Raw genomic sequence first — 14,912 nt, 5'->3', positions numbered from 1 at the left:
GCTTAATATCGAATCAATTGATGCTTTACATACAACTGTTTGGGTGTTGTATAGTCAAGCCTCACGAGCAATTAGTATTGGTCAGCTTCATGCGTCACCGCACTTCCACATCCAACCTATCAACGTCGTAGTCTTCAACGGCTCTTTAGTGGACATAAAGTCCAAGGGAAATCTTATCTTGAGGTAGGCTTCCCGCTTAGATGCTTTCAGCGGTTATCCCTTCCGAACATAGCTACCCGGCGATGCGACTGGCGTCACAACCGGTACACCAGAGGTTCGTCCACTCTGGTCCTCTCGTACTAGGAGCAGATCCTCTCAAATTTCCAGCGCCCACGGTAGATAGGGACCGAACTGTCTCACGACGTTCTAAACCCAGCTCGCGTACCTCTTTAAATGGCGAACAGCCATACCCTTGGGACCTGCTTCAGCCCCAGGATGAGATGAGCCGACATCGAGGTGCCAAACACCGCCGTCGATATGAACTCTTGGGCGGTATCAGCCTGTTATCCCCAGAGTACCTTTTATCCGTTGAGCGATGGCCCTTCCATACAGAACCACCGGATCACTAAGACCTACTTTCGTACCTGCTCGACTTGTGGGTCTCGCAGTTAAGCGCGCTTTTGCCTTTATACTCTACGCGTGATTTCCGACCACGCTGAGCGCACCTTCGTACTCCTCCGTTACTCTTTAGGAGGAGACCGCCCCAGTCAAACTACCCACCAGACATGGTCCTCGCTCCAGATCATGGAGCAGAGTTAGAACCTCAATATTACCAGGGTGGTATTTCAAGATTGGCTCCACCGAAACTAGCGTCTCGGTTTCAAAGCCTCCCACCTATCCTACACAAGTAAGATCAAAGTTCAATGTCAAGCTGCAGTAAAGGTTCACGGGGTCTTTCCGTCTAGCCGCGGGTACACCGCATCTTCACGGCGATTTCGATTTCACTGAGCCTCTGCTGGAGACAGCGCCCCCATCATTATGCCATTCGTGCAGGTCGGAACTTACCCGACAAGGAATTTCGCTACCTTAGGACCGTTATAGTTACGGCCGCCGTTTACTGGGGCTTCGATCAAGAGCTTCGCTTACGCTAACCCCATCAATTAACCTTCCAGCACCGGGCAGGCATCACACCCTATACGTCCACTTTCGTGTTTGCAGAGTGCTATGTTTTTAATAAACAGTTGCAGGGGCCTGGTTTCTGTGGCTGCTCTCAGCTCAGGAAGCAAGTTCCATCACCAAAAGCAGCGTACCTTCTCCCGAAGTTACGGTACCATTTTGCCTAGTTCCTTCAGCAGAGTTCTCTCAAGCGCTTTGGTCTACTCGACCTGACCACCTGTGTCGGTTTCGGGTACGATTCCAGTGTAACTGAAGCTTAGAGACTTTTCCTGGAAGTATGGTATCAGCCACTTCACTGTACAAGTACAGCTTGCTGTCAGATCTCAGCATAGAGTACCCCGGATTTGCCTAAGATACATGCCTACTTCCTTTCACCTGGACAACCAACGCCAGGCTGACTTAACCTTCTCCGTCCTCTCATCGCATTACACTGAAGTATTGGAATATTAACCAATTTCCCATCGACTACGCCTCTCGGCCTCGCCTTAGGGGTCGACTCACCCAGCCCCGATTAACGTTGGACTGGAACCCTTGGTCTTTCAGCGAACGGGTTTTTCACCCGTTTTGTCGTTACTCACGTCAGCATTCGCACTTCTGATACCTCCAGCAGACTTCTCAATCCACCTTCATCGGCTTACAGAACGCTCCCCTACCACTTACACTTATGTGTAAATCCGCAGCTTCGGCATATAGTTTTAGCCCCGTTACATCTTCCGCGCAGGCCGACTCGACTAGTGAGCTATTACGCTTTCTTTAAAGGGTGGCTGCTTCTAAGCCAACCTCCTAGCTGTCTATGCCTTCCCACATCGTTTCCCACTTAACTATAATTTTGGGGCCTTAGCTGGCGGTCTGGATTGTTTTCCTCTTGACTACGGACGTTAGCACCCGCAGTCTGTCTCCCGGATAGTACTCATTGGTATTCGGAGTTTGCATCGGTTTGGTAAGTCGGGATGACCCCCTAGCCGAAACAGTGCTCTACCCCCAATGGTATTCGTCCGAGGCGCTACCTAAATAGCTTTCGGGGAGAACCAGCTATCACCGAGTTTGATTAGCCTTTCACCCCTATCCACAAGTCATCCCCTGGCTTTTCAACGACAGTGGGTTCGGTCCTCCAGTTAGTGTTACCCAACCTTCAACCTGCTCATGGATAGATCACCCGGTTTCGGGTCTACACCCAGCAACTAAACGCCCTATTAAGACTCGATTTCTCTACGGCTCCCCTAATCGGTTAACCTTGCTACTGAATGTAAGTCGCTGACCCATTATACAAAAGGTACGCAGTCACCAAACAAGTTGGCTCCCACTGCTTGTATGCATGCGGTTTCAGGATCTATTTCACTCCCCTCACAGGGGTTCTTTTCGCCTTTCCCTCACGGTACTGGTTCACTATCGGTCAGTCAGGAGTATTTAGCCTTGGAGGATGGTCCCCCCATATTCAGACAAGGTTTCACGTGCCTCGCCCTACTCGACATCATTATCTAAGCCCTTTCGTGTACAGGACTATCACCTACTATGGTCGCACTTCCCAGAGCGTTCCACTAAAGCTTAGATAACTTAATGGGCTTTTCCCCGTTCGCTCGCCGCTACTGAGGGAATCTCAATTGATTTCTTTTCCTAAGGGTACTGAGATGTTTCACTTCCCCTCGTTCGCCTCATAAACCTATGTATTCAGTTTATGATACCCGCCTTATAGCGGGTGGGTTTCCCCATTCAGAAATCTCCGGATCACAGGATATTTGCCGCCTCCCCGGAGCTTATCGCAGGCTATTACGTCTTTCATCGCCTCTGACTGCCAAGGCATCCACCACATGCACTTAATTACTTGACTATACAACCCCAAACAGTCGCTAATACATACAAGTTGTATTTCGCGTCGCAAACTTAATTGCCACAGTTAGAGTCTCGTGAACTTAATCACTGTACAGCTTCAATTAGATTCATATACCAAAACGCTTGATTCAGTTAATTTCGCTAGTAACTCATTTCATTCAACTTTCACAATTGCTTGTTAGGTTAAATCAAACGAGTATGAACAAATTATTTCAACTCAAATATATTCTGTTAATGATTTTTCCAGCCTTCGTCAGGTCAGGAAACTGTGATAAATCACAGAGCTTAATAACAATGAAGCGAATCATACGCTACTTTGTTGCTAAGCTCTATAACCTAAACACTTGATCGCTTAAGGACTAAGCTAACAATCATTTGATTGTTTATTTTAGCTTCGTTCTTTATACATTCCGAAGGAATGTATGGTGGAGACTAGGAGAGTCGAACTCCTGACCTCCTGCGTGCAAAGCAGGCGCTCTACCAACTAAGCTAAGTCCCCAGCTTATCAATAAGTCAATGTTTCTGATTCTCTGTTTGCTTCCGTATTTTATTCAAATACTTCGTTAGTCAGAATGGTGGGTCTGACAAGACTTGAACTTGTGACCCCACGCTTATCAAGCGTGTGCTCTAACCAACTGAGCTACAGACCCTCAGATACATCGTCATGAAGAACAACTTGTTGTGGATTCTTACCAATCATCAATCTTTCGTTAAGGAGGTGATCCAGCCGCAGGTTCCCCTACGGCTACCTTGTTACGACTTCACCCCAGTCATCGGCCACACCGTGGTAAGCGTCCTCCTTACGGTTAGACTACCTACTTCTGGTGCAACAAACTCCCATGGTGTGACGGGCGGTGTGTACAAGGCCCGGGAACGTATTCACCGCGGCATTCTGATCCGCGATTACTAGCGATTCCGACTTCATGGAGTCGAGTTGCAGACTCCAATCCGGACTACGATCGGCTTTTTGAGATTAGCATCTCCTCGCGGAGTAGCAACCCTTTGTACCGACCATTGTAGCACGTGTGTAGCCCTGGTCGTAAGGGCCATGATGACTTGACGTCGTCCCCGCCTTCCTCCAGTTTGTCACTGGCAGTATCCTTAAAGTTCCCGGCTTAATCCGATGGCAAATAAGGAAAAGGGTTGCGCTCGTTGCGGGACTTAACCCAACATCTCACGACACGAGCTGACGACAGCCATGCAGCACCTGTATGTAAGTTCCCGAAGGCACCAATCCATCTCTGGAAAGTTCTTACTATGTCAAGACCAGGTAAGGTTCTTCGCGTTGCATCGAATTAAACCACATGCTCCACCGCTTGTGCGGGCCCCCGTCAATTCATTTGAGTTTTAGTCTTGCGACCGTACTCCCCAGGCGGTCTACTTATCGCGTTAGCTGCGCCACTAAAGCCTCAAAGGCCCCAACGGCTAGTAGACATCGTTTACGGCATGGACTACCAGGGTATCTAATCCTGTTTGCTCCCCATGCTTTCGTGCCTCAGCGTCAGTATTAGGCCAGATGGCTGCCTTCGCCATCGGTATTCCTCCAGATCTCTACGCATTTCACCGCTACACCTGGAATTCTACCATCCTCTCCCATACTCTAGCTTCCCAGTATCGAATGCAATTCCCAAGTTAAGCTCGGGGATTTCACATCCGACTTAAAAAGCCGCCTACGCACGCTTTACGCCCAGTAAATCCGATTAACGCTCGCACCCTCTGTATTACCGCGGCTGCTGGCACAGAGTTAGCCGGTGCTTATTCTGCGAGTAACGTCCACTATCTCTGGGTATTAACCAAAGTAGCCTCCTCCTCGCTTAAAGTGCTTTACAACCAAAAGGCCTTCTTCACACACGCGGCATGGCTGGATCAGGGTTCCCCCCATTGTCCAATATTCCCCACTGCTGCCTCCCGTAGGAGTCTGGGCCGTGTCTCAGTCCCAGTGTGGCGGATCATCCTCTCAGACCCGCTACAGATCGTCGCCTTGGTAGGCCTTTACCCCACCAACTAGCTAATCCGACTTAGGCTCATCTATTAGCGCAAGGTCCGAAGATCCCCTGCTTTCTCCCGTAGGACGTATGCGGTATTAGCATCCCTTTCGAAATGTTGTCCCCCACTAATAGGCAGATTCCTAAGCATTACTCACCCGTCCGCCGCTAGAAATCGGTAGCAAGCTACCTATTCCCGCTCGACTTGCATGTGTTAAGCCTGCCGCCAGCGTTCAATCTGAGCCATGATCAAACTCTTCAGTTTAAAATCAATAGTACATATAGTGTACCAATCTTGGCTCATCAATTACTGACAAAAATTTGCTCAAATAAACTTCGAGTAATTTTTACCATCAATCAATGAAAATAATTTCGATCAATCAACTAGTAAAAATCCACACAAGTTGTTCTTCATAATCTCTTAATGATCTTCTTAATGCTTCGTCAGCAAATAAGAGAACAACATCAAACAACTCAAAACCTTATGTATATCACTGTCTGCGTTGGTATGCAGCGTATTCTATAGAGTTTCAAAACAAACACAAGCCCCTATCACAGAAATTTCTATGATATTGCGCCTGAGTGTATATTTTTTAAACTATAAGCAATTTATTGCTTATTTAAAGATCAATATATCCGTATATTTTGCTTTATGAAAGACGAATTTTATAATTATTGGTGATTTTTATATTCTTCAAACTAAAAAGCCCGTAATTCAACGGACTTTTCGAATAGCGCTGACTTGAATAAAACTAAAGAAGTTACGAAAGTGACTTTAGTTTGCTTGCTCAGCCAACCAACTCATGAATTTTTGTCGTTCAGCTTTATTGGCCTTTTGCCAAAGCTGAATTAATTGTTGATCTGCCCCATTTTCATTAATAATCACATTTTTTGAAGCTACTACAGGAGATACTACGTTCGTTGGTTTTGCAGTTACAGATTGCGCATAAACAGGTGCCGGTTGATTTTCTGGCACAGCTTCTTTCTTCGTAAAATCTACGGCATTACCCAAAACACCATTGGAGAAAATCGATTTTTGTTCTTTATTCGCCCCAGCTTGCTGCACAAGTAATTGATTAGATTTGTCATACAAACCAAATATCGGTTGGTCTTTATATTTTTGCGCAGCATCAAAATCTCTTGGTGCATTGACTAGACCTAAACGGTACTCTTGACCATCAATCAGTGATGGAGTACGAATAGCAGCAACTCCTGATTTTAATATATCGTGTGAATTATCAGCATGTTGAAAAAATTCGCTATAACGTACAGTTAATACGTTTTCACCTGCATCTAGCTTATATTTCTCTGTAGATCGAAATAAACCACCTGTAACTTCTTGATCATTAACTGCAACTATTTTGATTTCTTCCGGAACAGTCAAAGTTACAGCTGCAAATCCTGCACTACTTAACATCAGCGCTGTAGCTGCAACAGTTAATCTTAAAGTCATCATTATCACTCTTTATCAATTATTTAGTTTCGATTGCACTATGCAATGCATATGTGACAATCTTATGACATCTAACAATCACTGTATATTTAGTTTCAAGACATTATTTAGATATTCATTCAAGAATTTTGCATATAAAAAAAGGATGCTTAAAGCATCCTTTTTTAATTCATCACACCATCATTACTTGAAAGTTTTGAATCGTTCTTCATCTGCAATAAAGGTTTTTTCACCTGCAGGCGCTTCAATCGAACCAAAAACAAGCTGTGCACGTAGTTTCCATTGATCTGGCACATCAAATGCCGCAGCTGTTTCAGCATCAACAATTGGATTGTAATGTTGCAATGATGCACCGATATTTTTTTCAGCCAATGCCGTCCAAGTAGCAAATTGAGCAATCGCCGTTGAGTGTTCAGACCATACTGGGAAATTATCTGCATAAAGTGCAAATTGTTCTTGGAGTGCTTTTACTACAGCCTGATCTTCATAAAATAATGCTGTACCAAAACCTGCTGCAAAACTATTAATCTTGCCATTGGTTCCTTCAAATGCATCTGCAGGTACAATTTTACGTAAAGTTTCACGTACGATATTCCAGAATTTTTGATGTGCATCACCAAACAGAATAACGACACGAGACGTTTGAGAGTTAAATGATGACGGACTTAAACGTACAGCATTTTTAATGGTTTGCTCAATTTCATCTTGCGATAAACTCACGTTATTACCAATAGAATAGATTGTGCGACGTTGTTCGATTTGATTCAAGAATGACATTACAAGACCTCTTTTTATTTTCAATTAGCTGACTAAGTTGAGATTTATAATAGGTGATGTTTTTAACAGTTGCATGACTATATTTACAACATTGTGTCTTATTTCTAGAACAATCAGTTGCAAGCATCTAAATACCTACAACCCACTTACATTCAGATTTTGGTTTCACTGTCTTTAGTACGGCAGAAATCAAAGCAACATACAGAACATAGAAATTACTCATAAATTCTAAACTGATCTTGATCTTCTGGTTCTAAGCGTTCAGGCGCTTGGCCTTCAATTGAACCAAAGACTAACTGCGCACGTAGCAGCCATTGTTTTGAAATATCAAAGTGTTCGGCAACAGCATAATCAATGTGTGGATTATAGTGCTGTAAACATGCGCCTAGACCTGCATCTGCGATCGAAGTCCATACTGCGAATTGGGCCATGCCAGACGTTTGCTCCGACCACACTGGAAAATCTTCTGCACTTAAGGGCACTTTCTTTTGTAATTGTTGAATCACAGCTTGATCTTCATAGAAAAGTACAGTTCCCAGGCCAGCTGCACATTGATCTATTTTGAGCGCCACACCTTCAAAAATATAACTCGCAACATTCTTGCGTTGTACGTCTTTTACAATGTCCCAAAATTTTTGATGAGATTCGCCAAATAAAACCACAATACGTGTGCTTTGCGAATTATATGCAGATGGACAACTTCTTACGGATTCTTGAATCAGTTCCGCCAAATAAGCCTGACTGTAATGCACCTTTTTTCCAAGCTCATAAATACTTCGACGTTTCTTTAGTTGGTCGACAAAGGACGCTTCTACTTCTTGTTCGGTAGTTTTCTTTTTTAATTTAAAATCTTTAGTGATATCCGCAGTCAATACATGACCAATTTTATCGAGTAACGCCACCCTAAACACCCCAAAGCAATTTTTATATATAACAACAATTCCTTACTTATTCTAAGGGTTTATTAGGCTGAATTTTGATTATGATTTATTCACATGTTGCTTTTTAAATCAATCAGTAAGCTTAAAAACAAAAAACTCCGCATTTTGCGGAGTTTATGTGACATTTAACGCATTTTATTTATCAGTTTCAAATAATGCTGCGACAAATGATTTTGCTGAGAATGGACGCAAGTCATCAATTTTCTCACCTACACCAATAAAACGAATTGGCACATGGGTACGGCTTGCAATATTGAATAACACACCACCTTTTGCTGTACCATCAAGCTTAGTAATGGTTAGACCTGTAAGCCCTACTGCCTCATCAAACATTTCAACCTGGTTAATGGCATTTTGACCTGTGCCTGCATCTACCACTAACATCACTTCATGCGGAGCTGTAGCATCAATTTTTTGCATTACACGTTTTACTTTAGACAACTCTTGCATTAGATGTCCTTTGTTATGTAAACGACCTGCGGTGTCTGCAATCAGTACATCTACGCCTTTTGCACGAGCACTTTCAAATGCATCAAAAATAACAGATGCAGAATCTGCACCATGACCTTGAGCTACAACGGCAATATTATTGCGTTCGCCCCAAATTTGTAATTGTTCTGTGGCTGCTGCACGGAATGTATCACCAGCAGCCAACATTACTTTTTTACCTTCACCTTGTAAGCGTTTCGCTAATTTACCAATCGTGGTGGTTTTACCCACACCATTTACACCAACAACCAAAATCACATATGGATTTTTATTGCTGTCGATATGTAGCGGTTTAACACGTGGTGCAAGTAATGCCACAAGTTCTTCTTGAAGCGCTTTATATAAAGAGTGCGAGTAAATTAAATCGCCACGTTCAGTACGTTCAGTTAAGTTCGCAATAATCGTTTTGGTTGCATCGACACCAATGTCAGCAACCAAAAGTTGCTCTTCAACTTCCTCTAAAAGTTCATCGTCAATTTCCTTCCCACCGATCAGGATATTCACCATGCCGTCTGCCAAGTTCTTACGTGACTTTGCTAGACCTTCTTTCATACGACTAAAGAAGCCGCCTTTCACCTTCGAGTCTTCAGTTTTTGACTCTGTTTCTTGTAATGGTGCAGCAACTTCTTGCTGTACTTTCGGTGTCTCGATAATCGGCACATTTACCGCAGGTAAACTCGGTAGCGTGACATCGTCATCACCGATATCAGCATCAATCAAAAATTTATTTTGCCCATGAGATTGCTGTTGCATGCCGAATCCTTGAAAAGCACTGCGTTAAAAAAACCGATTCTATCATAAGTTATCTTAAATTGAGTCGCTACACGCCTGTCAGAGCGAAGCACACTAAAAAACAACATGTTGAACTTGCAATCAAAATTAACTTTAGGAAAACTAGATAGCTATAAAATGCATTTTAATGGATTCCTTTGTGTCCCATAAAAACAGATTTTCTCCTTGTTTTTTTAAAACTTTATTTCGCTCTGCGCTTCCTATCTGTATCATCACTAGTTGCCTTTGGTGTGCACCCAATCTACATGCAGACACACGTACCCAATTAACGCGAAGCACCTTTGAAACCACGCTTAAAAATGGCTTAAAGGTCATTATCCGTGAAGACCACCGTGCGCCGATGGTAATGACCCATATTTGGTATCGTGTTGGCAGTAGCGATGAGTCGGGCAATCTATTAGGGATCTCTCATGCACTCGAACATATGATGTTTAAAGGAACCACTAAAGTTCCTAATGATGAATTTACACGTCTCAGCCGTATCTATGGCGGCAGCATCAACGCAGCAACCTTTACCAATTACACGAATTATTATCAGTTGTATCCAAAAGCCTATTTTCCTATGGCGTTGGAGCTCGAAGCGGATCGTATGAGTAATTTACGATTGCAACAACAAGATTTCGACCCTGAAATTAAAGTAGTTATGGAAGAACGCCGACAGCGTACAGATGACAACCCTCGTTCTTTGGCTTATGAACGTTTCAAATGGATTTCTTATCCAACCAGTCATTATCGCCAACCTGTCATTGGACACATGAAAAATCTGCAAAACATCAAATTAGCAGATTTAAAACAATGGTATAAAGATTGGTATACCCCAAACAACGCCATTTTGGTGATTGTCGGTGATGTCGATGCCGAAGCAGCCATTCGTCAAGTTCAAAAATACTTTGGTGATATTCCATCACGTAAAACACCTGATCGTAACGATGTGAGGGAATTTGAACGTGTGGGCTATCGTCATATGGAACTAAATTTACCCGTACAAGTGCCCAATTTGTATATGGCGTGGAATGTACGCTCACTGGCTACCGCAAAAAATCCACAAGATGCTTATGCACTCAATATTATTCGCAATATTTTAGACAGCGGCATCTCATCGCGCCTACAAGACAAACTGGTGCGCGATAGAAAATTACTTACGGCTGTAAGTGTTTCTTATGATCCATACAATCGTGGAGACAGCTTGTTTACCATTTCAGCACTCCCTGCTGATGGCGTCAAAATGGAACAAGCGCAAAAAGCGATACAAGATGAAATCGACACTTTAAAAACAGAATTAGTCAAAACACCAGAAGTTGAACGTATCACCACACGTTTTGTCTCCAATTTAGTCTATAACCAAGATGACATCAGCAGCCAAGCCAAGACGATCGGTAACTTAGAAGTCAATGGGCTCAGTTTCAGGCTAATGGACGAATTACCAAAACTATATGAAAACGTCAGCGCACAGGATATTCAACGTGTCGCCAATGCGTATTTTGTCCGAGAAAATTTAAGCACCATGTATCTATTTCCAGAACAGTCAGAGGTTCCAACAACCTCAAATAAATCAGATCAAACAGTAAAATCAGCTCAAACGGAAGTTGTTATTCCAGAGCAACAAATCAGCTCAACCCAAAACACAGAAAGCGTCTTGTAAGGATTAGTGATGACTATTACGAAAATTTTATCTCTAAGCTTACTCACTGCGTTTGGCTCAATCCTTCATGCAGAAACTTATAAGGAAAATGTTCCCGACCTCAACGATAAGCCGAGCCAATTACAATCTATCCCCATGCTGCAAAGTTTAAAGAATTTACAGATTGATAAAGACTATCGTGCTCCGCTTGTTCAAGTGCTGAAAAACCGAAATGGCGTAAATAGCCTGTTTGTTGAATCACAAGATCTACCTATGGTGGATATTCAACTGACCTTTAATGCGGGTTCTGCTCGTGATGAAGAAGTCGAAAAAGGCTTGTATGGTGTTGCCAACATGGCTGCACGTTTAATCGATGAAGGCACAGAAAAATACAATGCAACGCAAATTGCCTCGGTTTTTGACCAAACAGGTGCTCAATTTAGCGTACAAGCACATCGAGATATGTTTGTCGTTCGGCTACGCGTATTGTCAGACCCTAAAAAATTAGAACCTGCTTTAAGTATGATGATGGATGTGATTAAAAATGCGACTTTTAAAAACTCCAGTCTCAACTTAGCACTCAGCAATAACCAAGCTGGTCAAAAACAACTCCAAGAAAGTCCAAGTCGCTTAATGAATATTCGTTTCTATCGGGCTGTTTACGGCACACATCCATATGCAGAACCGATTACTGGAACCAATGGCAGTATCAAAAAAATCACCCCTGACATTTTAAAGAAGTTTCGTAATCAATTTTTAGTTGCTCAAAACATGAATATTGCCATTACAGGTAAACTCAGCAAAAAAGAAGCACAAAACCTTGCAGAACGTATTTCCGGAAACTTAAACCAAGGTGAAAAAGCCAAGGCACTTGCACAACCAGAAGAAAAACAAGGGTTTGATATTATCCATCTTCCCTACAATTCCACCCAAGCCAACGTCATATTTGGACATTTAGGGACGACACGTGATAACAAAGATCGATTAGCCCTAGAAGTAGCCAATCGAATGTTTGGTGGTGGAGGTTTTAACTCGATCCTCATGCAAGAGCTTCGCGTTAAACGTGGCTATACTTATGGTGCCTATAGTGCATTTAGCTTTAGCCAAGCACCCGGTATTTTTAGCTTTAGCTATGGAACACGTCAAGATCAGCTGATAGATAGTATTCGAGTTGCGCATAAGGCTTTAAATGATTTTGTCAAAATGCCTATTGATCAAAAACAAATGGAAGAAACCAAAGCAGGCATGCTGCGTGCTTTTCCAAATAATTACAGCAGTAATGCAACGATCAATGCACAGCTTGGTCTATTGGGCTTTTATCATCAAGACCCAGATTATTTGACCCAGTACCCAAAATTATTGGAAAAAATAACTGTAGCTGATGTACAAAATGCGGTTCGTACTTACATGCACCCTGAAAATATGACTGTGATTGTGGTGAGCAAAACCTTAGATAAAAATGAAGTACAGCAGATATTGGAGAAGAATGTACAAGCAGCTCCAACCAAGATAATCCCTACAACTAAAGCTGTTCCTCTGCCAAAGCCGGAAGTTGATGTGCTCGCACAGACTCCATCTGATAAGCATGCATCAATTTAAGATAAGCACCCACACGAATGCGATCTTGCTGTCTCAGCAGCATCGCCATTTCCTGTGTTTCAGGATAACTTTGCTGCAACGCAAGTCGTGACACGTTTTGGTATTGCTGTACAGAAATAGGACGATATAAGGCAATCACAGCCAATACCAAAATCACCACGATCATGACTGAAACAAAGATATTATAAATTTGCTCTAGCTGTATTTTAGATTTGAATTGAATAATTTTTTCTAAATCAATAGTCATACACTACCTCAGGTTCAAAGTAGTGTATGGCTGACGTTCAAGAAGTTCAAGTCACAGCGCTTAAAACTGCATCAGTCCACTGCTTCAGTCTGTGAGTTAGCTAAACAATTTACTGAATAATGGTACGTATCACCGCAAAATAAAGAATCAATGCAATAATCGCCAAAACGATAAATACTGCAAAAATACTCATTCCACCCTCTGCATGCGCAGGATGTAAATCATCATCATCGGCGATTTTGAGTAATTCGCCGTTATATGCATTGTAAAATTCTAAGCGCTGTGCCTTATCTAAATCCCGTGTGAAATCATATACACGTTTGCGCTGTGCCAAACCAAAATCCCCTAAATGAATTTCTTGATGAAAAATTGCTTCATCAAGATTGCGACGATGTAGATGTGCCAACTCCACAATTTGCGCTAATGTCGGAGGATAATCTAAAGTTAAACCGTCTAAAACTCTTGTCATTTACTTCTCCTTATTATCTACAACTTCTTATGATAGTATTTTACTCACGAAAACAATTGTCCATTGTTTAATCATGTAAACTATAGCAAATTAGAAATATTTACGTGAATAGTTGACAATTCAAGATAATTGTAATATTAGTTTAATAATACTTAGTTAAATTAGTTAATAGGGCTAAAGAATGGGCCCTTAATGATCATAATTAGAATAAGGAGTTAAATATGATTCAACAATTCTCTCAACATGAACTCGAACATGTATACGCAAATGCGGTAAACACAATTCAATCTCAAATGAACTTCAGCGATGCAGTTCATGAATTGGAAGATGCAGCTCGTGCTGGACATGGTAAAGCAGCGTTATTTTTGGCTGAACTTTATTATCAAGGCTTCCGCGTAGAACGTGACTCACTCAAAGCGCAATATTGGCAGAACATGGCCACCTTGCAAGCATAACAAAACGTCACTAAGGTGGCGTTTTTTACACCCTTCAACTTTTAACTACATAAATTCTTACAATCAAGTTCAAAGCTTACACAGCTTTTTCATAAGAATTTCCTACAATAGGAGCAACATCAACAACACGCTGCATATGATGTCTAAATTAAAGCAATATAAACCTATTCCAAAAGATTTATTTTTCAAAATTAGTATTTTAAAAACCATGATGTACTGTGGAGTCCTTTGGGGTCTCTACCACCAACAAGGTTGGGCAATGACCAGCGATCAAGATCATATTATCTTCCCGTTTTGGCTAAATGGCATTCAAGCGCATAAATATGCCAAAAAGCATTGGCCCAACTACACTCCACGACGCATTACACCAGAAGATTTTGAGGCATCGCTATTACCGACATTAACACGCCTTAAAGTCATCCCTGCGTTGCATAGCTCTAGCCACATCCGTCTCAAGCTCACAACATCGCAAATGCGTTTATTCTTTTTTAATAATGACAAAATACAAATCGCATAAAACCCTCAGTGCATGTTTGACCTCAGCATGCACTGAAAAGTATTTGCTTTTTTCAAATTTCGCGCTAATTTAAATTAAACAAAAACTACTATAAAGGAATGAAAATATGACTACAGTTGCCCAAGTACTTAAAGACAAAGCTTATCAAGAAATTTACACCATCACCCCAGATGCGACTGTACTCGAAGCCATTTCCCTGATGGCACAAAAAGGCATTGGTGCCCTCGTCGTGACCCATGAAGGCACAGTCGTTGGGATTTTGTCTGAGCGTGATTACACACGTAAAATCGCACTCATGGAAAGAACCTCTTTCGATACCTCCGTCAGTGAAATTATGACGGGTAGTGTCATCACTGTAACAAGTGCAGCGACTGTCGAAGAATGTTTAGAACTCATGACAGATCGCCATTTACGTCATTTACCTGTCGTTGAGGAACAGAAATTAACAGGCTTAATCTCCATCGGCGACCTTGTAAAAGCAGCAATGGATGATCAACGCAAACTCATTGAACAGCTACAGCAATATATTTCTGGCTAAACTCAAAAATCCCCCTTAACAAGCTTTAAGGGGGAATTCTAAAGATCAATAATTTTATATAACTCACAGTTTGTAATGACATA

10 protein-coding genes, 2 tRNA genes, 2 rRNA genes and 1 pseudogene are annotated in these 14,912 nt (G+C 42.1%); 5 read left to right on the top strand and 10 right to left on the bottom strand.

Annotation, left to right across the window (positions count from 1 at the left end):
• Positions 1-50 precede the first annotated feature (50 nt).
• The 8 genes from LXF01_RS07690 to ftsY all read right to left on the bottom strand — a co-directional run bounded on the left by LXF01_RS07690 (position 51) and on the right by ftsY (position 9,344).
• A 23S ribosomal RNA gene (locus tag LXF01_RS07690) occupies positions 51-2,944 on the bottom strand.
• 425 nt (positions 2,945-3,369) lie between these two features.
• A tRNA-Ala gene (locus LXF01_RS07685) sits at positions 3,370-3,445 on the bottom strand.
• Between the two features lie 74 nt (positions 3,446-3,519).
• Positions 3,520-3,596 (bottom strand) — tRNA-Ile (locus tag LXF01_RS07680).
• 61 nt (positions 3,597-3,657) lie between these two features.
• Positions 3,658-5,196, bottom strand: a 16S ribosomal RNA gene (locus LXF01_RS07675).
• Together the 16S and 23S rRNA genes with 2 tRNA genes alongside form the textbook arrangement of a ribosomal RNA operon.
• A 510-nt stretch (positions 5,197-5,706) precedes the next feature.
• Positions 5,707-6,384, bottom strand: a complete 678-nt coding sequence (locus LXF01_RS07670) for a YccT family protein (protein ID WP_233945439.1) — start codon at positions 6,382-6,384, stop codon at positions 5,707-5,709.
• Between the two features lie 183 nt (positions 6,385-6,567).
• Positions 6,568-7,161, bottom strand: coding sequence for a nitroreductase family protein (locus tag LXF01_RS07665; protein ID WP_180007270.1), 594 nt, complete (start codon positions 7,159-7,161; stop codon positions 6,568-6,570).
• Between the two features lie 215 nt (positions 7,162-7,376).
• Complete coding sequence (locus LXF01_RS07660; protein WP_111884932.1) at positions 7,377-8,063, bottom strand: nitroreductase family protein; 687 nt, start codon at positions 8,061-8,063, stop codon at positions 7,377-7,379.
• A gap of 174 nt (positions 8,064-8,237) precedes the next feature.
• On the bottom strand, positions 8,238-9,344 hold the full coding sequence (gene ftsY / locus LXF01_RS07655; RefSeq protein WP_180023557.1) for a signal recognition particle-docking protein FtsY: 1,107 nt from the start codon (positions 9,342-9,344) through the stop codon (positions 8,238-8,240).
• A gap of 166 nt (positions 9,345-9,510) precedes the next feature.
• Here ftsY and LXF01_RS07650 point away from each other — a divergent pair.
• Positions 9,511-10,911: pseudogene (locus LXF01_RS07650) on the top strand (M16 family metallopeptidase); the annotation flags it as partial.
• A 120-nt stretch (positions 10,912-11,031) separates the two neighbouring features.
• The gene (locus tag LXF01_RS07645) at positions 11,032-12,603 is read left to right on the top strand and encodes a M16 family metallopeptidase (RefSeq protein ID WP_442781358.1); all 1,572 of its coding nucleotides are present in this window, start codon (positions 11,032-11,034) and stop codon (positions 12,601-12,603) included.
• Here the strand turns inward: LXF01_RS07645 and LXF01_RS07640 are convergent.
• Both LXF01_RS07640 and LXF01_RS07635 read right to left on the bottom strand, forming a co-directional pair.
• The gene (locus LXF01_RS07640) at positions 12,527-12,850 is read right to left on the bottom strand and encodes a hypothetical protein (protein ID WP_078193898.1); all 324 of its coding nucleotides are present in this window, start codon (positions 12,848-12,850) and stop codon (positions 12,527-12,529) included. The two genes, LXF01_RS07645 and LXF01_RS07640, sit on opposite strands and share 77 nt — an antisense overlap.
• Before the next feature lie 109 nt (positions 12,851-12,959).
• Positions 12,960-13,319 (bottom strand): hypothetical protein, encoded by a 360-nt coding sequence (locus tag LXF01_RS07635; RefSeq protein ID WP_180056128.1) that lies wholly within the window; start codon positions 13,317-13,319, stop codon positions 12,960-12,962.
• Positions 13,320-13,540: 221 nt separating this feature from the next.
• Here LXF01_RS07635 and LXF01_RS07630 point away from each other — a divergent pair, with 221 nt between their 5' ends.
• The 3 genes from LXF01_RS07630 (at position 13,541) to LXF01_RS07620 (ending at position 14,829) form a co-directional block, all read left to right on the top strand.
• On the top strand, positions 13,541-13,774 hold the full coding sequence (locus LXF01_RS07630; RefSeq protein ID WP_078188494.1) for a hypothetical protein: 234 nt from the start codon (positions 13,541-13,543) through the stop codon (positions 13,772-13,774).
• Positions 13,775-13,913: 139 nt separating this feature from the next.
• Positions 13,914-14,291: a DUF2750 domain-containing protein gene (locus LXF01_RS07625; RefSeq protein WP_180035766.1), complete on the top strand. Its 378-nt coding sequence runs from the start codon at positions 13,914-13,916 to the stop codon at positions 14,289-14,291.
• Between the two features lie 106 nt (positions 14,292-14,397).
• Positions 14,398-14,829, top strand: a complete 432-nt coding sequence (locus LXF01_RS07620) for a CBS domain-containing protein (RefSeq protein ID WP_078193901.1) — start codon at positions 14,398-14,400, stop codon at positions 14,827-14,829.
• The last annotated feature ends 83 nt before the right edge of the window (positions 14,830-14,912 follow it).

Origin of the sequence: Acinetobacter sp. SH20PTE14, from assembly GCF_021391555.1 — a bacterium.
Taxonomy (GTDB): Bacteria; Pseudomonadota; Gammaproteobacteria; order Pseudomonadales; family Moraxellaceae; genus Acinetobacter; species Acinetobacter amyesii.
This window is presented reverse-complemented; position numbering and strand designations above follow the sequence as displayed.

Excerpts from the sequence above, each read along its gene's own strand:
- LXF01_RS07670 (WP_233945439.1), bottom strand. The coding sequence starts at position 6,384 with ATGACTTTAAGATTAACTGTTGCAGCTACAGCGCTGATGTTAAGTAGT.
- LXF01_RS07665 (WP_180007270.1), bottom strand. The coding sequence starts at position 7,161 with ATGTCATTCTTGAATCAAATCGAACAACGTCGCACAATCTATTCTATT.
- ftsY (WP_180023557.1), bottom strand. The coding sequence starts at position 9,344 with ATGCAACAGCAATCTCATGGGCAAAATAAATTTTTGATTGATGCTGAT.
- LXF01_RS07640 (WP_078193898.1), bottom strand. The coding sequence starts at position 12,850 with ATGACTATTGATTTAGAAAAAATTATTCAATTCAAATCTAAAATACAG.
- LXF01_RS07635 (WP_180056128.1), bottom strand. The coding sequence starts at position 13,319 with ATGACAAGAGTTTTAGACGGTTTAACTTTAGATTATCCTCCGACATTA.
- LXF01_RS07630 (WP_078188494.1), top strand. The coding sequence starts at position 13,541 with ATGATTCAACAATTCTCTCAACATGAACTCGAACATGTATACGCAAAT.
- LXF01_RS07625 (WP_180035766.1), top strand. The coding sequence starts at position 13,914 with ATGTCTAAATTAAAGCAATATAAACCTATTCCAAAAGATTTATTTTTC.
- LXF01_RS07620 (WP_078193901.1), top strand. The coding sequence starts at position 14,398 with ATGACTACAGTTGCCCAAGTACTTAAAGACAAAGCTTATCAAGAAATT.